The following is a 21,477-nucleotide window of genomic DNA, read 5'->3' as shown; positions in this document are numbered from 1 at the left end:
TTTAAATGCTTCTTGCTGTTAAATTTGATATCTCAATTTTGCCTTCAAGCTCGTATTCATAGATTTTATTGCCAAATTTTGCCAGTGCTTTATCAAGGCTGACGCCATTTTTACAAAATTGCAATATCTTGTCATCTTGGCTGTTTTGTGGTTTTGTTTTTTGGACAAACATTGCTACAAATTCGTCAAAATCGGCAATAAGACTGGCTTTTTTGTTCGCTAAAAGCAGGTTCGTGCCATTGCTCTCGCCGATACGTTGAGGCAGGACAAAGAGTGGTACCCCGATTTCATTTGCTATTCTAGCACTCTGAAGTGAGCCACTTTGTAAATCCGCTTGTGCGACGACAAGTGCCTTGCACAGCGACACGACTATTCGGTTTCGCTCTAAAAATCTATGTCGTAGTGGCGTGCTATTTGGCTCGTATTCGCTTATTACAAGACCGTTTTTGTAAATTTCAGATATGATTTTTTCGTTGCTTTTTGGATAGATTATGTCAAGTCCGTTTGCAAAAACACCGATAGTGTAGGGCAGGGCAGCTGTGTGTGCTGCTATATCAACGCCGATAGCACCACCGCTTACTACGCACACATCTGCGTTTTTAAGCCGTTTTGATAGCTCATTTACGCAGTTTTTTGTATATACACTTGCCTTTCGTGAGCCAACTATTGCGATTTTTGGGAGATGTAAAAGTTCTTTGTTTCCGATGTAAAATAGCCCATTTGGTGGATTTCCTAAGCGAAACAGCTCACGCGGAAGCTCTGATTTATCTATAAAGTTCATAAATATCCTTTAGATAAACCAGCTCAACTTGTTGCAGTAGATCTTTTGAGTTTTTTAGCACTTCTATCGTGTTTTTACGAGGGTGTCCGATAGCTATTGCAAGACCGTTTTTTTGTGCTATTTTGACGGCTTTTTCAAGCTCTACTCTTATCATTTTTTTATTATCGGTATCATCTAGAAAAACGTCTCTGCTGACATATTTTTTGCCATATTTTTTGGCGACTTCATTAACCTTTGTCGTTGGCGCGGTTTTGCTATCTATGAAGATTAAATTTTCTTTTTCAAATACTTTAAAAACTCTATCCATTGCGTCAAAACTGCTAGTAAATTTGCTTCCGGTGTGATTGTTGATAAATTTCACATTTGGGAAATCCTGCTTGATTTTTTGTATCTTTTTTAGGATTGTTTCGTAGCTATCGCCCACTTTTAGAGTGTCTGCTTCGGGGCTATGAAAATTTTGTGCTTGCATTGGTAGGTGTATCATATAGGCTTTAAATGTTTTTGCTATTTTTGGTGTGTCTGGATGATCTTTTGAGGACGGGAAAATTGATGGGGTAAATAATACACCAGCAGATCTAGTAAAATTTGCTTGTGAAAATGTCCCAATATCATCGATGATAATGGCTAATTTACCCTTTTTGAAATTTTGCTTTATTGGCTCTGGCTTTTTATCTATTTTTTTATAAACTGGCTCATCTTTTGGCTTTTTTATCTCTTTTATCTCTTGCTTTTTTGTTAAATTTTGCTCTTTTTGTATTTGTATCGTGTCGTTAAAAACTACGTCTAGTTCTGTTTTTTTAATGATTTTATCTTTTATTTTGCTGGTATTTGCTTCAGCTTTTATCTCTTTTATTATTGTTGTGTTTTGCTCTTTTTTGATTATTTGTTTGGTTGAGTTATTTTTAGGTTTTGACTTTTGAGATAGCGAGTGAGTTTCATCTAGGCTTTTTGGATCAAGGAAAATTTTGCTTAAGTTTTCATCTTTATCAAATTTCACGCTTTGCCTGACGTTTTTTTGCTCTTTTTTTATGACATCTTTGGTGTTTAATATGTGTATCTGCTCTGTTTTTTGTGTTTTAGGTTCACTTGTTTGCTCTTTTTTTGGAGTACTTTTAAGAGATATGTAAATAAGCCCAGCTATAAGCAGTCCAAATAGCGCTAAAACGGCGTAAATTTTAAAGCGACCACCGCTTTTTTTGCTTTTGGTGGTTCGCTTTTTTGTATTTTTTTTGGCAGTCAAAGTTTAGTTTTTGTTTTGATCTACGATTTTATTTGCTGCTATCCACGGCATCATCGCACGAAGTTTTTTGCCAGTTTGATTTAGCAGGCTTCTTTCAGCAATGCCACGCTCAGCGTTCATTCTAGCATATCCAGTCGTTCTTTCAAGGACGAAATTTTTAGCAAATGTGCCGTTTTGAATCTCTTTTAAAATATCTTTCATCGCCTTTTTGCTATCTTCGTTTATTACTCTTACGCCACTTACGTAATCGCCGTATTCAGCAGTATTTGAGATAGAGTAACGCATATCAGCCATACCGCCTTGATACATTAGATCAACGATTAGTTTTAGCTCGTGTAAGCACTCAAAATATGCCATTTCAGGCTCATATCCAGCCTCTACAAGGGTCTCAAATCCAGCATTTACTAATGCACAAAGTCCGCCGCAAAGCACAGCTTGTTCGCCAAATAGATCTGTTTCCGTTTCGTCTTTAAATGTTGTTTCAATAATGCCGGTTCTGCCACCACCTATCGCACTTGCGTAGCTTAGGGCTAACTCTTTTGCTTTACCACTTGCATTTTGCTCAACAGCGATTAAATCAGGTATCCCGCCACCCTTTATAAACTCACTTCTTACCGTGTGTCCTGGTGCTTTTGGAGCTATCATTATAACGTCAATGTTTACTGGTGCTTTAATTTGCCCAAAATGCACGTTAAATCCGTGTCCAAATGCGATAGCCGCGCCGTCTTTTAAATTTGGCTCAATCTCTTTTTTATAAATTTCAGCTTGAAGCTCATCAGGCGTTAAAATCATCACTACGTCAGCTTCTTTGCTAGCCTCTGCTACGCTTTTTACTTCAAAGCCTTTTGCCTCTGCTTTTGCCCAGCTTTTACCGTCCTTAGCAAGTCCGATGATGACCTTTACGCCGCTATCTCTTAAATTTTCAGCGTGTGCGTGTCCTTGTGAGCCAAAGCCGATGATAGCGACCTTTTTGCTTTTTATTAAGCTTAAATCGCAATCTTTGTCGTAGTAAATATTTACTGCCATAAGGTCTCCTTAAAATGAAAATTTTTTGGATTATACATTTTAAGAACTCAAACAATGCTGAAAGAGATAAAATTTATGTTTAAGTTTTATAAAAACTCATTTTTGATAAAATACGCCAAAATTTTTAAAACTAAAAGAAGCAAAAATGAACGAATCAATCTATAAAAAAATCAAAACTTTACCGCCTTTAGACGATACTGTTATAAGAATTCAGCGTCTTTGTGCGGATGAAAATAGCTCTGTAAGCGATCTTACGAGCGTTGTAGAAAAAGACCCAATGCTAACTGCAAATATCCTGCACTCTGCGAATTCTCCGCTTTACGGATTTAGCAAAGAGGTTGCATCTGTTGCTCGTGCTATATCTTTATTTGGCATGGCGACCATTCGTGGCTTTGCTCTATCAAGCGCAATGAAAAAGAGCTTTGATATAAATTTAGACCCTTATGGTATAACTTCTCACGATTTTTTAAACATATCTATTATGCAAAATGCACTTATGTATAACTGGTACTCAAAAATCAAGCCAAGAGATCTTGAAATTTTATCTCCAGCTTCGTTTATGCTAGAGATTGGTAAGATAGTTTTGGCAAATGAAATTGTAGAAAATAGTATGACAAATAGCTTTAAAGATAAGCTAAAACAGGTAACTCATCCTAGTGATCTAGCTTCGATTGAAATAGACGCTATGGATGTTTCAAACGAAGAGGTTGCAGCTAAAATTTTTGAGCAGTGGAATTTGGAGAATGAATTAGTCGGTGCGATACTATACTCAAACAACCCAGATGACGCTCCTAAACATATAAAAGAGTATTCTCGTGCATTAAGAGTTGTAAAAACAGCTATAAATATATTTAGCCAACTTGATGAAACAAGCATTCAAAATACGCTGTTGTTGCTTGATGAGTATGGTTTTGATCACGATACATTCTTAATGGCTGTGGCAAAAGTTAAAGATAATCTGTGAAGGAGTTTCTCTCATCTTTATTAAATGGCGTTAAAGAGAGAGATATCTCTAGTAAAAATAGAGAAATTTTAAGAAATTTAATAAACGTAAACGCACTTAGCCAACATAAAGATAAATTTTATCTAAATAATGGCTTTGTGTGTGGACGACTTGACATTAGTTCAAATGGCACTGGCTATTTAAACGCATTTGATCCACACTTTAAGCAAGACATAATAATAGAAAATAAAAATTTAAACAACTCTCACTACGGCGATATCGTCCTTGCAAAGCTTTTAAAAACAAAGAAAAAACGAGATAGTGCTAAAGTTGTAATGAGCCTGAAACTGGCAAACGAAACAAGCGTGGTTTATACAAAATTTTTTGGACAGGCTGTTTTGGGTGTAAATTTAAAAACAGGTCTTAGCACCACCCTAAAGGCATCGCAAAAAAGCCTAAAAGCATTGCCGATTGGAACTTTACTAAAGATAAACAATCTAAATGGAGATATAGTTGAAGTTTTAGGAAACATAAACGATCCGTTTAGCGATGAGAAAATTTCACTTGCTATATACAATAAAAATAGCAATTTTAATGAAGCTTGTGAAAATCAGGCTTTAGCCTGGGGCGATGAAGTTGATGTGGATTTGTATAAAAACAGGGTTGATTTAAGGTCGCTTGAGTTTTGTACGATTGATCCGGTTCACGCAAAGGACTTTGATGACGCTATTTATTTTGATGAAAAAAATCTTGAAATTTACGTAGCTATAGCTGATGTAAGCGAATATGTAAATCCATACACACCAATAGATAGCGAGGCAAAAAACAGGGGATTTTCTATCTACTTTCCGCACATTGCCATACCGATGTTGCCTAGGGCGCTTAGTGAAAATATCTGCTCTTTAAAGCCAAATGTCCCGCGTCTTGCGTTTTGTTTTAAAATTTCTCTTGATAGGGATTTAAATGTTATCAAAGAGGAGCTTTTTGAAGCAATAATCTTATCAAAAAGAAGGTTTAACTACGATGAGATCGATAGAGTTTTAGAAGGTAAAGAGGACACTCAAATATCGTGGATAAAGCCACTTTTTAAAGTCACTCAAAAGCTTAGAAAAATGCGATTAGTAAACGCCTTTGACTTTAGAACTAGTGAGTTAAGGATGACGCTAGGCGATAATGCAGAAATTTTAGAGACAAATTACGAAGTTGATACTAGTTCTCATCAGCTAGTTGAGGATTGTATGCTTTTAGCAAACAAGGCTGCCGCAAAACGTATAAAAAAAGGTGTTTTTAGAAACCACGCTCCAGCCGATATTAAAAAGATCCACAATCTCCTTGAAGACCTTGCTTTGCTTGGTATTGAAGCTGTCTATGAGGCTGATATGGCTAAAATGATTAGAAAAATTCAAACCAAGGCCGATGAGATTGGCAATAGAGAAGAGGTTGATAAGCTTATTATCAAAGCTCAAAAAAAGGCTGAGTATAGTAGTGAAAATTTAGGACACTTTGGACTTGGTTTTGATAGATACACTCATTTTACAAGCCCGATACGAAGGTATTCAGATCTCATATTGCATAGAATTTTAAAAGCAGGGCTTAATAAAGATGAGAAGCTTTTAAACTATCTACTACTTAACATTAGTGACACTTGCGTTAATCTTAGTGAGCTTGAAAGAGAGGCAGATAAGGTCTCTTATGACTTTATGGATCGTAAATTTGCTCGTTGGGCCAAGGAGAATTTAAACCGTGAGTTTAAGTGCTACATAAGCGAAAATCAAAATGTAACGACGGCAAGGCTTGATGATGAGCTAAAAGGTGCTAGAATTTTTATTGTTGGCTTTACCTGTGAGCTTCTTACGCCTGTTTTGGTTAGGATTACTGAAGTTGATATACCTGGTGCTAAAATTTTTGGAAAAGTAGTAAGAAAGCTTGAAAAATAATGTATAGACGTGAGCTTGAAAATAATTTAATATCAAATAAAATTTCAAACCATTTTTTGCTTTTTGGGGCTGATGAGTATCAGATTGAGCTTTTTGCAAAGGAAATTTTGGCTATTTACGTAAATCAAGACTCAAATTTGATGAGTATGTATTTTGATGAGTATGATTTTGAAACTGCCAAATCGCATTTGTCTGAGAATTCTTTATTTGGCGGAGATAATGTTTTACACATAAAAAATGATAAAAAGATACCCGCAAAAGAGCTAAAGGAGCTTGTCGGGCTATCTATTAAAGATAGTAGTAAGAAAATTTTGTTTGAATTTTATGAAGCTGATATGAAAAATATCTTAGACGCTCAGAAAATTTTCGGGCAAAATTTTGCTAGATTTTTTAAGCCTTCTACTCCAGATGAGGCTGTTGATTTGCTAAGCAGAAGTGCTTCTAAGATTGGGCTAAACATCACTAGAAACGCACTCTATGAGCTTTTTTTTATCCACAATGAAAATTTATACCTAGCAGCAAGTGAACTGCAAAAGCTTTCTAGTTTAAATGCTCATATTGATCAAGATATGATAAGACAGCTTGTTTTTGGGCTTGGTGGTGTTAGTTTTGATGATTTTTTTAATAAATTAGTGTCGTTAAAAGATATAAGGGGCGACTTTTTTATCTATGAGCAGGATCTAAATTTTAATGAAATTTTACTCATAAATTCTCTCTATAAAGCCTTTTTTAGGCTTTTTAAACTTCACTCATATGTAAAAATAAATGGTCGATTTGACGTAAAACAAACGCTTGGTTACGCACCTCCAAAAAATATAGAAGATGCCTTAAAAAAGCAGAGTTTGTCACTTAAGATACAAACATACACAGATATCTTTGTAGCCCTAAATTTAGCGGAATTTGAGCTAAAAACAAACTCGAAATTACAAAAGAGTATCTATCTGCTATCAACTCTTTTAAATTTGCAAAATATCATCTCAACAGCAAATATTAAGTAAAATAAAAGTATAATCGCCCGTTGCTTTAATGCAAACATCCTTGCTTGTTTCATAAATTGACACAAGCGAAATCCATAAGGAGAAAAAATGAGACATTATGAGCTTTTGTTTATTCTGAAGCCAACGCTTACAGAAGAAGAAGTTAAAGCTAGAGTTGACTTCGTAAAAGAAGTTATAGTTAAAAATGGTGGCGAAATAGCCTCTGTTGTGGAAATGGGTACTAGAAAGTTAGCTTATACCATCCAAAAATATGAGCGTGGAACCTATTTTGTAATCTACTACAAAGCACCTCCTGCACTTTTAGCAGAGCTAGTAAGAAACGTAAGAATTAGTGAAGATATCATTAGATTCTTAAGTGTAAAATATGAAAATAAACGTGAAATAGCTGCTTGGGAAAGACTTTGCAAGGGTATTAAACAGACAATAGTTAAAAGAGAGCGTGAGCCAAGAGCACCACGTGAGCCAAGAGTTGAAAAGAGCGAAGAGCTTCCTTTTTCAGAAGAGAACTAAGAGGATAAAAGATGTTTAATAAAGTCGTTTTAGTGGGAAATTTGACTCGAGATATAGAGCTTAGATACACAACAAATGGTGCGGCTATCGGCAATACCGGTATGGCTGTAACTAGGCGTTTTACTACGAATAATGAAAAACGCGAAGAGACGTGCTTTATAGACATTACATTTTTTGGAAAACAAGCCGAAATAGCAAATCAATATTTAGGCAAGGGCTCTAAACTGCTTGTCGAGGGACGCTTGAAATTTGATCAATGGACAGATAACAATGGTCAAAATAGAAGCAAACACAGTGTAAGTGTTGAAAATATGGAGATGCTTGGTGGCGGACAAAATAATAACCAAGGTGGATTTAATCAAAATAATCAAAATGGTTTTAATAACCAAGGATATCAAGGTGGCTCAAATTACGGCGGAGGATACAATAACTCGCAAAATAGTTATGCACAAACTAACAATCAGCAGTCATTTGGACAACAAAGAGTTCAAAATCAGCCACAAAATAGAGCAAATAATGATTATTATGATGAGAAAATTCAAGATATTGATGTTGATGCTGATAAATTTGACAGCGAAGACAACATACCATTTTAAAAAAGGATAAAAGATGGCAGAAAAAAGAAAATATTCACGCAAATATTGCAAATACACAGAGGCTAAGATTGATTTTATAGACTATAAGGATACTTCACTTTTAAAGTATTGCTTGTCTGAGAGATTTAAAATAATGCCAAGACGTTTAACTGGTACATCAAAAAAATATCAAGAGATGGTTGAAAAGGCTATCAAACGTGCTCGTCACGCAGCGATCATACCTTACATAGTAGATCGTGATAATGTAGTTACAAACCCTTTTGAGGGTCTATAATACAAATTTCTAAAGCCTTTTTGGCTTTAGAATTCCCCTTTGTTTATCTTGCAAATTTCATTTTCGGTATATATTTTTACTCCGTTTTCTTTTAATGCTCTGGCTGTAAGACCATCTTTTTTAATTAGCGTTTTACTAAAGCTTCCGTCATATATGTAGTCACTGCCACAGCTAGGACTTTTTGCCTTTAGTACGGCTATGTTTACGGAGTTTTGTTTTGCTATATTTACACACTCTTTTGCACCTTTTAAAAACTCTTTTGTTACGTCTAGTTTGCTAAATTCTGTTATAACTTTTTCACCTAAAATTTCAGCAGGTTCTCTTGGTGTATCAAGTCCTCCAAGTTCCTCAGGACAAACTGCTATAAGTTCAAATGTGTTAGATAAAATTTCACACTCCTTTGCGACTTCATCTGTTTGGTTATTTAAGCCGTTATATTTGCAGTTTTTGCCAAGCAAACAGGCGCTTATTAAAATTTTATCTTTAGCCATTTTTTGACTCATCTATTAGTTTTTGTGCGTATAGCTCTCTTAGTTGTACTGAGTATTTGCCGATCTTACCACCATTTATCAAGCGTCTGTCTGCCTTTATAATTGGTAGTAAAATTAGAGTGGCTGCTGATATAAACGCCTCGTCTGAGTTGTAAATTTCATCCATTGTGAAATTTCTAAGCTCTACTTTTAGTCCTATTTGTTTGGCTAGTTTGATGATCGTTTCTCTTCTTATGCCCGGCAAAATCTCGCTAGATAGTGGCTTTGTTACAAGAGTGTTATCTTTTATAAACAATACGCTTGAGCTTGAACCCTCTGTGACAAAGCCGTCTTCTACCATTATGGCTTCGTAGGCGTCATTTTTGGCGGCTTCATTTTTTGCCTTGCATTGCGCAAGTAGTGAAATGGATTTTATATCACGGCGTTTCCAGCGAATGTCAGGCGTACTTATAACTTCAATACCGCTTGTGGCTAAAGGGTTGTTTATTATGTTTGTTTTGTAAGAAAACGTAAAAATGGTTGGCTCAAGCCCCTTTAGAAATTTAAATTCCCTTGGTGCCACACCACGCGTTACTTGCATATAAACTCCACCTTCACTAAGCTCATTTTTATCAATAAGTTTGTATAAAATTTTCTCAAAATCATCTTGAGTGTATGGTAGTTCAAGTTCTATCTCGGCTAGGCTTCGTTTAAATCTCTGCCAAAAATCCTGCCTATCAACAAGTTTTGAGTTAATTACTGGCACAACCTCATATATCCCGTCGCCAAATATAAACCCTCTATCAAGAACGCTAATCTTTGCTTCAGAAACATCCAAAAAGTCGCCGTTTAGAAACACTATGTTGTTCATTTTTTACTCCTTTAGGAAATTGTATCAAAAATTTGATATAATTTGCCAAAAAATATAAAGCCGGAGATATGATGGATAAATTAAAAAGGTATATTTTAGATCGCATATTTGTTGTTTCAAAGCAACCTGTGTTGTTTAGGGATCTGCTTGAGGCAAATAGTTTGTTTAATGAGGGTATGCTTATAGATGGCTCAAAGCTAAATTTTAGGTTTGATTATATTAGAACATATAAAATTTATACGATTATTTGTATCATATTTTTGATACCTGTTCTTATTTTTACGCACCATTTTTTATCAAAAATAGATCCTCACATTTCTATAATAGCTACGATGATAGTGACCTCTTTTATCTTTTTGGGTTTTGATATGTTTAAAATTTGGGCTAGAAAAGAGATTAGTCTTGAGCTTATCAAATGTGCTTGGGCTATGCATTTTCCATATTTTTCTTATGAAAAATACTCAAAAAAAGTAGACGCCATCTATACACAAGCCGTAAAAGACGATGTTTCTAAAAAGGATTTAGAGCAGTTTGTGTTAGAAAAACTAATATCTCAAAATGAAAGCAATGAATAAAGTTCATTTTGCTTTTTTGCTATAATGTTTAGCATATAGTTTAGCTTTTGATCGTCTTTTGAGCTTATTTTATCTTCAAAGGAATTTATAAAATAATATGGCAAGTGTGCTAGTTTTTTGCCTATCATCTCAAATCTTGAACCTATAAGCCCGATATCTGTTTTTAGTGCTATGTCGCAACTATCTTTACTAGAGTGATTTATGTAAGTACAAAGGTTTATGAGATCTAGATTGATTTGGGTTAAAATTTTATAGCACTCGTGCCATTTTTGATTTTTTTCTTGCTTGATTATCTCTTTGTATTCTTTTAAATCGCTTAAAATTTCATCTTGATTTATTGCGAAATTTAGATTTTGTTCGTCATTTTTTATAAAATTTGCTAGTTTGTTAAGTATGTTTTTTATCCTATTTTCTAACTCATCTGTATTATTTGGTAGTGTTAACATATAGATTGCAAACACCAACGCAAATCCAAACATAATGTCAAAAATTCTATAAAGCATAAGCTCTAAAAAGTCGTTTTTGATGATGTAAAACATAATTGTTAGCTGACACATTAGCATAGCAGAATAGACAAGTAGGCTGTAATTTTTAAGATAATAAACCAAGAAAATGCCAACGACAGCACATATAAATATCGTCTGAATATTGCCAAAAAGTATCACAACGCCAAGTCCAAGCAAAAATCCTATGATACCCCCGATGATGTTTTGTTCTCCAGCTGTTTTTAGCATATATCTGTTGTTTCTGCTTAGACTCATTATGGCGATGGCTATCCAAATTCCGTGGTTTATTTGTGAGGCTTGAGTGATATAAATCGCAATAGCCACACAAACCCCAAGCCTTAGCGAATTTAGCGTAGTATTGTCTTTGAAATTTATATTTTTAATAGCCTCTTTAAGGCTTGTCTGTTTTGGTTTTTTAAGCTCAACCTTATCGTCGTTGCTATCTTTTATGATATTTAGCCTGTCATAAAGCATACTTATAGAACTTGCAAATACGTTGTGTTCGCTATGTTGTAAGCTTGTTAAAACAGATGTTTTAAAAATGGCTTCTTTGCCCTTAAAGAGATTAAGAAGCTCTGTTATATTATGTTGTATTTCGGATTTTACGGCATTTAAAAGCTCTTTGTCATCTATTCTTGTAAAAAATGTATGAAAAGAGCTGAGCAAAAAGGCGATTTCTTCTAATTTGTATAGATAAAATATAGCCCTTGAGTCGTTTTTTATGAGCCTTTCGTCTTTTAAATTTATGCTATCGCTATTAAAAAATCCCTTTAGCTCTCTAATTCTTGATGTGCTTTTGGTGCTAATCTCTTCGAAATTTTCGCTATCTAAGGCGTTTGTTAAATTTAAAAGCTCATTTATGATGACTCTCATACTTTTTATGGTAAAAGAGCCGTATTTTGAGAATGTGCCAAATTTGATTAAAATCGATGTAGTCCCGCCAAGAAGTATCCCATACATCGCTGCAAAGCCATCTAGATTAGAGCTATTTTGCATAATTAGCCCAGCAAGTCCAGTGCCATTTACGATAAGTAAAATTTTGTTTAAATTCTCGCTGTATAGTGAGCTTACTCCAACTAAAAATATCCAAAAAAACGTCACTAACGCAAGCCATTTGCCAAGCGATACGAGTGGTTTGACAAATGGGATAAAGAGTATCGATAGGATGATGTAAAGTATTATAAATTCTATCTTTTTACGCTCATTTGCCTCTAAATTTGATAGAAAAAATATACCCGTTGTCGCATTTATGGCAAAAATAGCACCATTAAAACCAAAAAAATAGTATCCTAGTATACAGTTTAAAGAAAATGCAAACGTGGCTTTTAGCGAGTAAATAAGGTAAAAATTTGCAGGATCGTAAGAGAGAAAAAATCTCTTTATAGACGATGTTATTTCCATTGTTCATCTTGAAGCGGATTTAGGATGTTGATTTTGTATTTTAAATTTTCTAGCTTAGTTTTTAGTGCTCGATTTTCTTCAAGTAAAACATCTCTTTGGTTGCTAATCTCGGTAATTTCGCGACTAATGTAGTAAATTTGGTTTGCTATGTATATTTTTGGCAAAAATACGCAAAGTCCTATGCAAAGTGCCAAAAGAGCGATAAATAGGCTTTTTATGCTTAAATTTTCTTCACGCTCTTGCTCTTTGTCGTGAAGCTCTAGTAGATCTTGCTTTTCGCTCATTGTTTTATCCTAAATGCCCTTAATTTTGCACAACTACTTCGCGAGTTTTCTAAAATTTCAGCTTTACTTGGAGTTATAGCTTTTTTGGTTACTATTTCGCCCAAGGCGTGATTGTCCCCACACTCACAACGCAACGCATTTGGAGGACAAATGCAACTTGTCGCCCACTCTTTAAACGTGTTTTTTACTATTCTATCCTCAAGCGAGTGAAAGCTGATTATACAGACTAAGCAGTCGTTTAAATTTGCTGTTTTTATGCTGTTTAGCAGCTCTTTTAACTCGCCAAGCTCGTTATTTACCTCTATTCGTATCGCTTGAAAGGCGAGTATTGCTGGGTTTATGGCTCTAGTGCCAAACTTTTTTGAGCCTATTAGGTTGCTTAGTTGCTTAGCTGTCGTTATCGGAGCATTTTTCCTTTCATTTACTATTTTTTCTGCTAGGAATTTAGCGTTTTTTAACTCTGCGTATTCAAAGAAAATTTTAGCCAAATCATCTTTGGAGTATGTATTTACAACATCATAAGCACTAAGATTAGAACTCTTGTCCATACGCATATCAAGACTCTTAGAGTTTATACTAAAACCCCTGTCGTCCTTATCAAGCTGAAGTGAGCTCACGCCTATGTCGGCTAGTATGCCTCTTATATTTTTTATCTCTTGCGTATTTAAAATTTTAATTAAATTTGAGAAATTTGATTTGTAAATTTTAACTCTATCTTTAAACTCTTCTAGCTTTTTTTCTGAAAATTTTATTGCCTCATCGTCTCTGTCACAGGCTATTAAATTTACATTTTTGTTTGTTTTTAGAATTTCGTAGCTGTGACCGCCGTAGCCCAATGTGCAGTCTAAAAACGTGCCATTTATGCCAGAAAATAGTTCGCTAACTTCATTTAGCAACACGCTTTTGTGTGGAGAGATTAGAGTTTGTATGTCTTTGCCTTAAAATAAAATTTGTAATAATGTATCAAAAATTTACTTAAAAAGTTAAATTTGTGTATAATTTTACATAAAATTTTAAAAAGGTTTTTAAAAATGGATTTAAAAAGTTCAATCGCACAGCTAAAAAAAGTTTCACTCTCTATGTTTAGAAAGAATTTTCTAGGTGTTTTTCATGGCTCAATATCATCTAGGGTAGAGGGAAATCAATTTTTAATCAACAAGCAAGACGCCATATTTGACGACTTAAGGGATGATGATTTGACACTTCTTTCATCAAAAAAGGACTATCGCTGGAATGAGGCTAGTATAGATGCTGATATTCACCTAAATATTTATAAAAATATTAATGAGGCAAAATTTGTCTGCTATGCTATGCCACATTATACGACTGCATATAGTCTAAAGCACGATAAAATCATACCGCAAGACTATTTTGGATATACATATTTTGGTCAGATAGATGTCTATGATCCAAAGCAGTTTGAGGACTGGTATGAGCGTGCCGATACTGAAATTTACAGATATATGATAGAAAAACGCACTAACATAATGGTTATTAAAGGCTATGGCGTTTATATCCACAACCGCACTCCATATCAACTGGCAAAAGAGATTGCAATACTTGAAAATAGCGTTAAACTCTTAAAGCTATCAAGTAGTGATTGTGATTAAAAAATAGCTAACAAAAAGTGTTAGTAAAATTTGTGTTAGTTGCCTATTTTAACGATAATTAAGCGTAAAATTTGTAAAATACGACACTTGTTAGTAACTTATAAGGAAATTTTATGATAACTTGGATGCAAAGACACAAAAAATATTTAGTTGTAACTATTTGGATAAGCACTATCGCTTTTGTGGGAGCTGGTTTTGTTGGCTGGGGTGCTTATGATATGAACTCAAATCGTGCAACATCAGTAGCAAAAGTAGGGCATAGAAATGTCAGCGTTCAAGATTTAAACGATAAATATTCACAACTTTATAGTTACTATAATAATATTTTTGAAGGCAAACTTACTCAAGAAAAAGCAGCTGAACTAGGGCTTGAAAATTTAGCTCTTAAATCTAGCATACAAGAGAGTTTATTACTAAATTTTGCTGATGATATTGGACTTAGTGTTAGTGATGATGACATTATAAGATACATAGCCAGTGATGAAAATTTCCACAAAGATGGCAAATTTGATAAAAATTTATACTATGACACGCTAAGACGCTCAAGGATAAATCCAAAAGATTATGAGCAAAGCCTAAGACGTGTGATTTTGATAGATAAGCTAAGAACTGCACTTAAACTTGACGTGACAAAAGATGATATCGATCTTTTAAACGCTAGTTTTTCTATGCAAGATGTCGTTGGTTTAAGTATATTGTCTGTGAATCCAAACGATATAAAAGTAGATGAAGCTGAACTAAAAGAGCTTTGGGAAAAGAGTAAAAACAACTATATGACAAAGACGATATATAATCTTGAAACGCTTTTTGTGCCTAGTAAAAATTTAGACGCAAATGAAACGGCTCTTAGTGAATACTACAACGAAAACAAGTCAAATTATAGAGATAATGAAGATAAAATTTTGCCTTTTGAGAGTGCAAAAGATATGGTCGCTAAAGATCTTATGCTTGAGCAGACAAAGAGCTTGGCACTTGAAAAATACGTGGGCGTAAAAAAGGGCGAGATAAAAACTGATGGTTTTATGAGCTTTGATGAGGATAACGCGACCTTGCCTATTGATGAGTTTAAAGACGCAAAAGTGGCGGATGTTTTAAAACCTATAATCTATAAAGATGGCTATATGATAGCAAGAATTAAAGATATTGTAGCTCCAACCCCTATGGGTTTTGAAAAGGCAAGAGAGTATGTTAAGGTCGCTTATATAGCTGAAAAATCAAAGAAAATTTTAGATGAAAAGTCAAAAGATACTCTTAAGAATTTTGATGTTAAAAACGCAACCAAAGCCACTATCAGTAGAGATAAAATAGCTAAAATAGACGGACTAACAGATTTTGAAGTTAGTAACTTCATAGCACAGGTCTTTAACTCTCCTAACAAAAAAGGTTATATTGTGTTAGGCGAAAAAGCTGTTATATACGAGATTTTGGAACAGAAATTGCTTACTAACAAAGATATTAGCAATGCGTTAGTTTTTGAAAATATGGCTATGTTAAAGAATAACGAGCTAATGCAAGATCTAACAAAAGAGTTGCAAAAGCGATATAAAGTAGAAGAATATATAAAAAGGTAGCATATCTTGGGAACAAAAATTTTAGGTATAGATATAGGTTCGTTTCAAGTACGTGCCATAATAGCCGAGCAGACAGAAGAGAATTTAAAAATTATAGGCATAGGCACCGAAAAAGCACAAGGCATTAAAAAAGGCACGATAAGCAACATAGAACAAGCGTCTAAATCCATAAAAAACGCTTTGGCAAATGCCCAAAGAGTGGCCGGAACACATTATGAAAAAGCCATAGTGTCAATATCCGGAGCTTACACAAAGAGTGTGGATAGCACTGGCGTGGTAAATGTTCCAGGTCACGAGATAGGCATAAAAGAGATAGACCGCGTTATGCAGATGGCAGATCATAATGCAAATATACCAGCTGACTATGAGAGACTGCACGTATTGCCTTATAGTTTTAAGGTAGATGAGCAAGAGCACGTTGAAGACCCTCTTGGTATGAATGCCAATAGACTGGAAGTTCAAACGCATATCATAATCGTTCAAAAATCATACCTTAGCAACCTAAGAAAAGCCGTAAATATGGCTGGTATAAAGATTGACAACATCGTTCTTTCTGGTTATGCGTCCGCGATAGCTACACTAAATCAAGATGAAAAAGATTTAGGTGTTGCTCTTATAGATATGGGCGGTTCTACTTGTAATGTTGTGATACACTCTGGAAATTCTATAAAATACAATGACTTTTTACCAGTTGGCTCATCGCATATAACGAGTGATTTATCGATAGTTTTGCACACTCCTGTTGCAAAAGCTGAGGAGATAAAGGTAAATTACGGCTCACTACTTAAAAAGCCAACAGATCTTATAGAGCTACCTGTACTTGGAGATGAGAGCAAAAGCAACGGCGTGTCCCTTGATATAATATCTAATGTAATATACTCTAGGGTTGAAGAAACCTTGATGTTTTTACACGAGATGATATCGTCTAAAAAGGATCTAATCGGCGCTGGTGTGGTTTTAACTGGCGGTATGACAAAGCTTGAGGATATAAGAGAGGCTGCGTCGGCCATATTTAGCAATATGCAAGTTAGAATAGCTAAGCCAAAAGAGACTGACGGGCTTTTTGAGATTATGAGAGATCCTTCAAATTCTTGCGCGATTGGTCTTTGTATGTATGGTGCGGGAGAATTTACGCCTTATGAGATAGACTCAGAAAAGCGTATGAGGTATCGTGGCGAGGCTATAAGCAAACCAAAGGTAGAATTTAAAAATGTATTTGATGAAAATATTGAAAGCATTAGTTCTGTAAATAATTTAAGAGAAGATATAGGGCAGGGTCAGACTGCTTACTCAGAGCAAGAGATTAAGAGTGAGTTATCTGATATAAACATTAGAAAAGAGAAGACTCCAAATTTTCTAGTAAGATTTTGGAACTGGCTAACACATTTGTTTTAAGGAGAAGGTATGGGAAATTTTAAGATAGAAGAGGGTCGTAGCTCCTATGGCACTAAGATAAAGGTTATTGGTGTCGGCGGTGGCGGCGGAAATATGATAGGAACTATGATCAAAGAGTATCCAGATCTTGATATAGATTTAATCGTAGCAAACACAGATAGACAAGCACTTGATAGATCAAACGCCTTTACTAAAATTCAAATTGGTGAAAAGATCACTCGCGGACTTGGTGCTGGTATGAAGCCAGAGGTTGGCAAGGCGTCTGCTGAGGAGAGTTATGATGAGCTTAAGAGTGCTTTTGAAAATACCGATATCGTTTTTGTAGCTGCTGGTCTTGGTGGTGGCACTGGAACTGGTGCAGCTCCGGTAGTTGCTCAGGCTGCCAAAGAGTGCGGTGCTTTGGCTGTTTCTGTTGTAACTATGCCGTTTGCTTATGAGGGTAAAAAAAGACGACTTCTTGCAGATAGAGGGCTAGAAGAGTTAAGAAAAGAGAGTGATTCTGTTATAGTTATTTTAAATGAAAAACTAGTGTCGTTAGTCGATAAGAGAATGAGCATACCTGATAGCTTAAAGATAGCAGACGGAGTATTAACTCGTGCAGTTGGTGGCATGAGTAGTGTTATTTTAGGAAATGGCGATATAAATATCGACTTTGCCGATGTTAGAACCATTATGAGCCACCGCGGTATGGCGATTATGAGTGTTGGCGACGCTGTTGGCGAAAATGCAGCTCAGGAAGCTATGAAGGAGGCTATTCAATCTCCATTGCTTGATGATGTAAGCATAGACGGAGCACTTGGCGTTTTGGTTCACTTTAGACATCATCCAAGTGCGTCATTAAATGATATAAATGACGCTTTAAAAATTGTAAATGACTCTGCTGATGATATGGCTGATATTATATTTGGTACAACTTCTGATGATACTTTAGATGAGGGCAAGGTAGAGGTTACTATCGTTGCTACTGGCTTTGAAATACCAGCAAATAATAGCGTAGACGCTAACGAAATAGCTAAAAAAGAGAGCGAAAAAGCTGTTGAAAAAAGAGAGTATGTAATGCGTATTAGAAAGGCTAGTGGTGGCGAGGGTTTTGATAGCGAGTCATACCTTGACCAGCTAGATACTCCGCCTTGCAGACGTCATCAAATCGATTAAAATAAACTCCTTAAAACAAATCTTTAAAAGGGGCTTTTGCCCCTTGAAATTTTACTCCTTAAACATCTTGTTTAAACTCAAAATTATTAAAAACTTAATATAATCATTTAAAATTTTAAAAAAGGGTATTAATGTCGTTTGAAAAAGTTATGCGTGCCATTGATGATATGAAAAATGGCAAAATGATAGTTATGGTCGATGATGAGGATAGGGAAAACGAGGGCGATTTGGTATTTGCCGCTTCAACTAGCGATATGGCAAAGGTAAATTTTGCTATCACTCATGCTAAAGGTGTTCTTTGTTTGGCGATGGACGAGGCTAATGCAAAACGCTTAGAGTTGCCACTAATGGTTTCTAAAAACACATCAAGTCACGAAACGGCGTTTACCGTTACGATAGACGCAAAAGACGCTACAACCGGCGTTAGCGCGTATGAACGTGATATGACTATGCGTTTGGCTGCAGATCCGCACTCAAAGCCTGAAGACTTTGTGCGTCCTGGTCATATTTTCCCACTGATAGCTAAAAATGGTGGAGTGCTTGTAAGAACCGGGCATACAGAGGGCTCGGTCGATCTTTGCAAATTAGCTGGTATTGCACCTATGGCTGCTATTTGTGAGATAGTAAAAGATGATGGCAGTATGGCAAGGCGTGATTATCTTGAGGAATTTTGTCAAAAGTATGGCTTAAATATGCTTGCTGTATCTGATCTCGTGCAGTATAGACTTAGTAATGAGAGCCTTATAAATGTAAGTCAGCCAAGTGCTTGTAAAATTTTTGGAAAAGACGCCTTTAGATACGACATTACCGATCACGAGGGGCTATTACACTCGGTATTTAAATTTAAAGAGATATCATCTAAGGCAAATGTGAAATTTGTAAAATCTACAAGTGATTTTGATTTTCTTAGCTCACAAAAATTTGATGAAGTGCTTAGAGCGACTAAAATTCTAGACGAGCAGGGTGGAGTGCTTGTATTTTTATCAGGCAAAAGTACTAGTACAAATGCTAAAGATTACGGCATAGGGGCTCAAATTTTAAAACATTTTGGCATAAGCCAAATAGCTCTTATGAGTGAGAATAAGGGTAAAGAATTCGTAGGTCTTAGCGGATTTGGTCTTGATATAGTTGAGTATGTAGGTTAGTGCATATATTTGGCTTTAAGTGTAAAGCTTAAAGCCAAAATGTTAATTAAAATTTATACCCAAAAGTCGCTAAAATACTACTACTTTTTCTCTTTGAGCTAAACTCGTTTATAAGTCCAATTCTTGTGAAAATTCCGTTACTAAAGTCAAGCTGAGAGTTTAAGCCAAGCGTAAATAGATTGGTATCAAGCTCGTATTTTTGCGTAAAATAACTATCATCAAAATCTTTAAATTTTGCTCTGTTATCAAATTTCTTGCCACTTAGCCTTCTTTCATAAAGGGCGTATCCGCCAAATTGCACGACCTTTTGTCTTTTTAAGCCTGGGCGTTAGGTAAATGCAGTACTTCGTATGACTCGCGCGAGTAGTTTATGGTTTTAAATGTTACCGCGTTGTAGCCAGTGCTTGCTATTGGATTGATTTATACTGTGTTGAGATTTGATTAGCTTTGAGTTGCCTGTTGTATCAAAAAAGCATTGTAATCACTGCTCTCTTTGCCAAGAGATTTTATTTGCAAATCCAAGCGTATTGCTCGTGTATTTTATGCTATTTAGCCTAATTTGCCAAAGAGTTGGGTGCATTGCTTTTGCGTAAGCAAATCGCTTAAAGTATATATCTGCCATATCGGCGTTTGCCGTTATTATGTCAGCGTGAAATTGCACACCCTCTACCTTTGCGACGACTAGGGTATTTATGGCAATTGTGCCACAAATTTTATGTTCAAACTCTAATGCTTTTATGTGTTTTGTGGAGCTATCGCTTGCTATTACTAGGCTTATACTCTCCTTATCAAACGCGTAAAATGCACTAAAAGGACACATTTGCAAACTACTATCAAGCACACACAGCGATGCTAGGTGCTGTTTTGAGAGAAATTTTAAAATTTTACTATCTATCACGACAAAAAGCCTGTAAAAAATAGTGAAATTTCTTTAAAATTTAGTAGTAAAATGGCAATAAAAATGATCCAAATTCCAGCCAAAATCAGCTGAATGAGTAAAAATCTAGATTCCTTAATCCTAAATAAAGCCATAGCCAAAAATGAGCCTAAAATTCCGCCTATTAAAGAGAAGTAGTGTATGGAATTTTCTTTGACAAAATTTGGTAGTAGCCTTTTAAAAAATAGAGTTAGCATTACAAAAGATAGAATATTTGCAAGGATTAGGTAGTAAAAAACTACGGCAATTTGCGGATAGAACCTATGAAATATAAAGCTTAAAATAGTGATAAAAAATAGTAAAAAAACTCTTGTTCCAAAACAGCACATCTTAACTCTCACAGTATTTATGTTCTAAATTTAGCAAAAAAAGCTTCGTTTCTAAGCCATTACCGCCAGAGTATCCGCCAAGTCCATTTGAAGAAACGACCCTGTGGCAAGGCACTATGATTGGAATTTTATTTTTGGCATTTGCGTTTCCTACGGCACGAAAAGCTTTGTCTTTTTTAATAGCTTTTGCCACTTGTGCGTATGTGGCGGTTTGTCCGTAGGGTATATTTAAAAGCTCGTTATACACGCTTTTAGCAAATTTGCTAGCTTTTATATCTATTTTTGTAGTAAATTTTTTAAGTTTGCCTTTAAAATACCCATCAAGTTCACACAAACACAGCTTTAAATTTTCATCTTTTATCTGTGTTTTGATAAAATTTTTGACGAAATTTATCTCACATACGCCATTTTCATTTGCACAAATTTCAAGCACTCCCGCTTGGGATTTAAAATAGGCTTTTTCTATCACGATAAAAGAGCCTTTGCAACCTCACTAATACGCTTAGCATCAGCACTTGCACCTATTTGCTCCTTGGCTATTTTTACGACGCTTCCTAGCTCTTTTATGCTACTAGCACCAAGCGTTAAGATGATGTTTTTTACCTTATCTTTTAGCTCGTCGTCGCTAAGTTGTGCTGGTAGATATCTTGAGATTAGCGCGATCTCGTCGTTTTCTTTTTTTGCTAGTTCTTCTCTTCCGCCTTGAACATAAAGCTGTGCTGAGTCGGTGCGTTTTTTTATCTCTTTTTGTAAAATTGGCAAAACAACCTCGTCGCTAAGCTCGATTCTCTTATCAACTTCAACCTGTTTAAGTGCTGAATGTAGCGTTCTTAACGCATCTCTTTCAAAGTTATTTTGCTCTTTCATAGCTGTTTTTATATCAGCTAAAATTTGCTCTTTTATGCTCATTTTTACCCCTTTGT

General features: G+C 35.3%; 25 protein-coding genes. 12 read left to right on the top strand and 13 right to left on the bottom strand.

The genetic code is table 11. From position 1 onward, the window contains the following. Position 1: 1 nt before the first annotated feature. From dprA to ilvC, 3 genes are read right to left on the bottom strand one after another with little or no spacing between them, the layout of a single operon-like run. Positions 2–781, bottom strand: a complete 780-nt coding sequence (gene dprA, locus CMCT_RS05325; protein ID WP_034966787.1) for a DNA-processing protein DprA — start codon at positions 779–781, stop codon at positions 2–4. Continuing rightward, positions 765–2,021 (bottom strand): divergent polysaccharide deacetylase family protein, encoded by a 1,257-nt coding sequence (locus CMCT_RS05320; protein WP_034966789.1) that lies wholly within the window; start codon positions 2,019–2,021, stop codon positions 765–767. Before CMCT_RS05320 ends, dprA begins: the two co-directional genes overlap by 17 nt. A 3-nt stretch (positions 2,022–2,024) precedes the next feature. Beyond that, on the bottom strand, positions 2,025–3,047 hold the full coding sequence (ilvC, locus tag CMCT_RS05315; RefSeq protein ID WP_034966792.1) for a ketol-acid reductoisomerase: 1,023 nt from the start codon (positions 3,045–3,047) through the stop codon (positions 2,025–2,027). Between the two features lie 145 nt (positions 3,048–3,192). Between ilvC and CMCT_RS05310 the strand changes: the two genes are divergently transcribed. From CMCT_RS05310 to rpsR, 6 genes are all read left to right on the top strand, one after another. Then, the gene (locus tag CMCT_RS05310) at positions 3,193–4,011 is read left to right on the top strand and encodes an HDOD domain-containing protein (RefSeq protein ID WP_034966793.1); all 819 of its coding nucleotides are present in this window, start codon (positions 3,193–3,195) and stop codon (positions 4,009–4,011) included. Further along, positions 4,008–5,927 (top strand): RNB domain-containing ribonuclease, encoded by a 1,920-nt coding sequence (locus tag CMCT_RS05305; RefSeq protein WP_034966796.1) that lies wholly within the window; start codon positions 4,008–4,010, stop codon positions 5,925–5,927. The genes CMCT_RS05310 and CMCT_RS05305 overlap by 4 nt, the downstream gene beginning before the upstream one ends. Beyond that, positions 5,927–6,925 (top strand): DNA polymerase III subunit delta, encoded by a 999-nt coding sequence (gene holA, locus CMCT_RS05300; protein ID WP_034966798.1) that lies wholly within the window; start codon positions 5,927–5,929, stop codon positions 6,923–6,925. Before CMCT_RS05305 ends, holA begins: the two co-directional genes overlap by 1 nt. An 87-nt stretch (positions 6,926–7,012) precedes the next feature. After that, entirely contained in the window at positions 7,013–7,435 is a 423-nt protein-coding gene (rpsF, locus tag CMCT_RS05295; protein WP_034966801.1) for a 30S ribosomal protein S6, read from the top strand. Positions 7,436–7,446: 11 nt separating this feature from the next. Beyond that, positions 7,447–8,031, top strand: a complete 585-nt coding sequence (locus CMCT_RS05290; RefSeq protein WP_034966803.1) for a single-stranded DNA-binding protein — start codon at positions 7,447–7,449, stop codon at positions 8,029–8,031. Positions 8,032–8,044: 13 nt separating this feature from the next. Beyond that, complete coding sequence (rpsR, locus tag CMCT_RS05285) at positions 8,045–8,305, top strand: 30S ribosomal protein S18 (RefSeq protein WP_034966806.1); 261 nt, start codon at positions 8,045–8,047, stop codon at positions 8,303–8,305. A 26-nt stretch (positions 8,306–8,331) separates the two neighbouring features. Here the strand turns inward: rpsR and CMCT_RS05280 are convergent, their stop codons facing one another. Together CMCT_RS05280 and CMCT_RS05275 are read right to left on the bottom strand one after the other, a co-directional pair. Beyond that, positions 8,332–8,796: a 2-thiouracil desulfurase family protein gene (locus CMCT_RS05280; RefSeq protein WP_034967597.1), complete on the bottom strand. Its 465-nt coding sequence runs from the start codon at positions 8,794–8,796 to the stop codon at positions 8,332–8,334. Beyond that, the gene (locus CMCT_RS05275) at positions 8,789–9,646 is read right to left on the bottom strand and encodes a D-amino acid aminotransferase (RefSeq protein ID WP_034966809.1); all 858 of its coding nucleotides are present in this window, start codon (positions 9,644–9,646) and stop codon (positions 8,789–8,791) included. The genes CMCT_RS05280 and CMCT_RS05275 overlap by 8 nt, the downstream gene beginning before the upstream one ends. Before the next feature lie 68 nt (positions 9,647–9,714). Here CMCT_RS05275 and CMCT_RS05270 point away from each other — a divergent pair, with 68 nt between their 5' ends. Continuing rightward, a complete protein-coding gene (locus tag CMCT_RS05270; RefSeq protein ID WP_034966812.1) occupies positions 9,715–10,221 on the top strand; it encodes a hypothetical protein in 507 nt (168 codons plus the stop codon). Here the strand turns inward: CMCT_RS05270 and CMCT_RS05265 are convergent. From CMCT_RS05265 to rsmH, 3 genes are read right to left on the bottom strand one after another with little or no spacing between them, the layout of a single operon-like run. After that, on the bottom strand, positions 10,200–12,128 hold the full coding sequence (locus CMCT_RS05265; protein WP_034966815.1) for an FUSC family protein: 1,929 nt from the start codon (positions 12,126–12,128) through the stop codon (positions 10,200–10,202). The genes CMCT_RS05270 and CMCT_RS05265 overlap by 22 nt on opposite strands. Further along, positions 12,119–12,412 carry a hypothetical protein gene (locus tag CMCT_RS05260; protein ID WP_034966817.1) on the bottom strand — a complete coding sequence of 98 codons (294 nt, stop codon included), beginning with the start codon at positions 12,410–12,412 and terminating at the stop codon, positions 12,119–12,121. The genes CMCT_RS05265 and CMCT_RS05260 overlap by 10 nt, the downstream gene beginning before the upstream one ends. Then, a complete protein-coding gene (gene rsmH, locus CMCT_RS05255; protein ID WP_425321201.1) occupies positions 12,409–13,329 on the bottom strand; it encodes a 16S rRNA (cytosine(1402)-N(4))-methyltransferase RsmH in 921 nt (306 codons plus the stop codon). The genes CMCT_RS05260 and rsmH overlap by 4 nt, the downstream gene beginning before the upstream one ends. 114 nt (positions 13,330–13,443) lie before the next feature. On the opposite strand from rsmH, the gene CMCT_RS05250 reads away from it, so the two are divergent. The 5 genes from CMCT_RS05250 (at position 13,444) to CMCT_RS05230 (ending at position 19,288) form a co-directional block, all read left to right on the top strand. Continuing rightward, complete coding sequence (locus tag CMCT_RS05250; protein ID WP_034966821.1) at positions 13,444–14,022, top strand: class II aldolase and adducin N-terminal domain-containing protein; 579 nt, start codon at positions 13,444–13,446, stop codon at positions 14,020–14,022. Between the two features lie 113 nt (positions 14,023–14,135). Next, positions 14,136–15,593 carry a peptidylprolyl isomerase gene (locus CMCT_RS05245; RefSeq protein WP_034966822.1) on the top strand — a complete coding sequence of 486 codons (1,458 nt, stop codon included), beginning with the start codon at positions 14,136–14,138 and terminating at the stop codon, positions 15,591–15,593. 6 nt (positions 15,594–15,599) lie between these two features. Continuing rightward, on the top strand, positions 15,600–16,988 hold the full coding sequence (gene ftsA / locus CMCT_RS05240) for a cell division protein FtsA (RefSeq protein WP_034966824.1): 1,389 nt from the start codon (positions 15,600–15,602) through the stop codon (positions 16,986–16,988). Positions 16,989–16,997: 9 nt separating this feature from the next. Beyond that, complete coding sequence (gene ftsZ / locus CMCT_RS05235) at positions 16,998–18,143, top strand: cell division protein FtsZ (protein WP_034966826.1); 1,146 nt, start codon at positions 16,998–17,000, stop codon at positions 18,141–18,143. Positions 18,144–18,274: 131 nt separating this feature from the next. Next, on the top strand, positions 18,275–19,288 hold the full coding sequence (locus CMCT_RS05230) for a bifunctional 3,4-dihydroxy-2-butanone 4-phosphate synthase/GTP cyclohydrolase II (RefSeq protein WP_176325049.1): 1,014 nt from the start codon (positions 18,275–18,277) through the stop codon (positions 19,286–19,288). Positions 19,289–19,334: 46 nt separating this feature from the next. On the opposite strand, the gene CMCT_RS05225 is transcribed toward CMCT_RS05230, so the two are convergent. The 5 genes from CMCT_RS05225 to CMCT_RS05205 all read right to left on the bottom strand — a co-directional run bounded on the left by CMCT_RS05225 (position 19,335) and on the right by CMCT_RS05205 (position 21,463). Beyond that, positions 19,335–19,589 (bottom strand): hypothetical protein, encoded by a 255-nt coding sequence (locus CMCT_RS05225; protein WP_034966828.1) that lies wholly within the window; start codon positions 19,587–19,589, stop codon positions 19,335–19,337. A gap of 180 nt (positions 19,590–19,769) precedes the next feature. Then, complete coding sequence (locus CMCT_RS05220; RefSeq protein WP_244948636.1) at positions 19,770–20,186, bottom strand: PNPOx family protein; 417 nt, start codon at positions 20,184–20,186, stop codon at positions 19,770–19,772. Further along, positions 20,183–20,554 (bottom strand): DUF1294 domain-containing protein, encoded by a 372-nt coding sequence (locus CMCT_RS05215; protein WP_034966831.1) that lies wholly within the window; start codon positions 20,552–20,554, stop codon positions 20,183–20,185. The genes CMCT_RS05220 and CMCT_RS05215 overlap by 4 nt, the downstream gene beginning before the upstream one ends. 1 nt (position 20,555) lies before the next feature. Beyond that, on the bottom strand, positions 20,556–21,020 hold the full coding sequence (locus CMCT_RS05210; RefSeq protein WP_034967602.1) for a methylated-DNA--[protein]-cysteine S-methyltransferase: 465 nt from the start codon (positions 21,018–21,020) through the stop codon (positions 20,556–20,558). Beyond that, on the bottom strand, positions 21,020–21,463 hold the full coding sequence (locus CMCT_RS05205) for a GatB/YqeY domain-containing protein (protein WP_034966833.1): 444 nt from the start codon (positions 21,461–21,463) through the stop codon (positions 21,020–21,022). The genes CMCT_RS05210 and CMCT_RS05205 overlap by 1 nt, the downstream gene beginning before the upstream one ends. Positions 21,464–21,477 lie beyond the last annotated feature (14 nt).

This window comes from Campylobacter mucosalis (assembly GCF_013372205.1).
Lineage (GTDB): Bacteria > Campylobacterota > Campylobacteria > Campylobacterales > Campylobacteraceae > Campylobacter_A > Campylobacter_A mucosalis.
Note: the sequence above shows the minus strand (reverse complement) of the source record. Positions and strands in the feature narration are given on the sequence as shown.

Excerpts from the sequence above, each read along its gene's own strand:
- CMCT_RS05230 (WP_176325049.1), top strand. The coding sequence starts at position 18,275 with ATGTCGTTTGAAAAAGTTATGCGTGCCATTGATGATATGAAAAATGGC.
- CMCT_RS05205 (WP_034966833.1), bottom strand. The coding sequence starts at position 21,463 with ATGAGCATAAAAGAGCAAATTTTAGCTGATATAAAAACAGCTATGAAA.
- CMCT_RS05280 (WP_034967597.1), bottom strand. The coding sequence starts at position 8,796 with ATGGCTAAAGATAAAATTTTAATAAGCGCCTGTTTGCTTGGCAAAAAC.
- dprA (WP_034966787.1), bottom strand. The coding sequence starts at position 781 with ATGAACTTTATAGATAAATCAGAGCTTCCGCGTGAGCTGTTTCGCTTA.
- ilvC (WP_034966792.1), bottom strand. The coding sequence starts at position 3,047 with ATGGCAGTAAATATTTACTACGACAAAGATTGCGATTTAAGCTTAATA.
- holA (WP_034966798.1), top strand. The coding sequence starts at position 5,927 with ATGTATAGACGTGAGCTTGAAAATAATTTAATATCAAATAAAATTTCA.
- CMCT_RS05250 (WP_034966821.1), top strand. The coding sequence starts at position 13,444 with ATGGATTTAAAAAGTTCAATCGCACAGCTAAAAAAAGTTTCACTCTCT.
- CMCT_RS05290 (WP_034966803.1), top strand. The coding sequence starts at position 7,447 with ATGTTTAATAAAGTCGTTTTAGTGGGAAATTTGACTCGAGATATAGAG.
- rpsR (WP_034966806.1), top strand. The coding sequence starts at position 8,045 with ATGGCAGAAAAAAGAAAATATTCACGCAAATATTGCAAATACACAGAG.
- rpsF (WP_034966801.1), top strand. The coding sequence starts at position 7,013 with ATGAGACATTATGAGCTTTTGTTTATTCTGAAGCCAACGCTTACAGAA.
- ftsZ (WP_034966826.1), top strand. The coding sequence starts at position 16,998 with ATGGGAAATTTTAAGATAGAAGAGGGTCGTAGCTCCTATGGCACTAAG.
- CMCT_RS05275 (WP_034966809.1), bottom strand. The coding sequence starts at position 9,646 with ATGAACAACATAGTGTTTCTAAACGGCGACTTTTTGGATGTTTCTGAA.
- CMCT_RS05265 (WP_034966815.1), bottom strand. The coding sequence starts at position 12,128 with ATGGAAATAACATCGTCTATAAAGAGATTTTTTCTCTCTTACGATCCT.
- CMCT_RS05260 (WP_034966817.1), bottom strand. The coding sequence starts at position 12,412 with ATGAGCGAAAAGCAAGATCTACTAGAGCTTCACGACAAAGAGCAAGAG.
- CMCT_RS05245 (WP_034966822.1), top strand. The coding sequence starts at position 14,136 with ATGATAACTTGGATGCAAAGACACAAAAAATATTTAGTTGTAACTATT.
- CMCT_RS05270 (WP_034966812.1), top strand. The coding sequence starts at position 9,715 with ATGATGGATAAATTAAAAAGGTATATTTTAGATCGCATATTTGTTGTT.
- CMCT_RS05215 (WP_034966831.1), bottom strand. The coding sequence starts at position 20,554 with ATGTGCTGTTTTGGAACAAGAGTTTTTTTACTATTTTTTATCACTATT.
- CMCT_RS05310 (WP_034966793.1), top strand. The coding sequence starts at position 3,193 with ATGAACGAATCAATCTATAAAAAAATCAAAACTTTACCGCCTTTAGAC.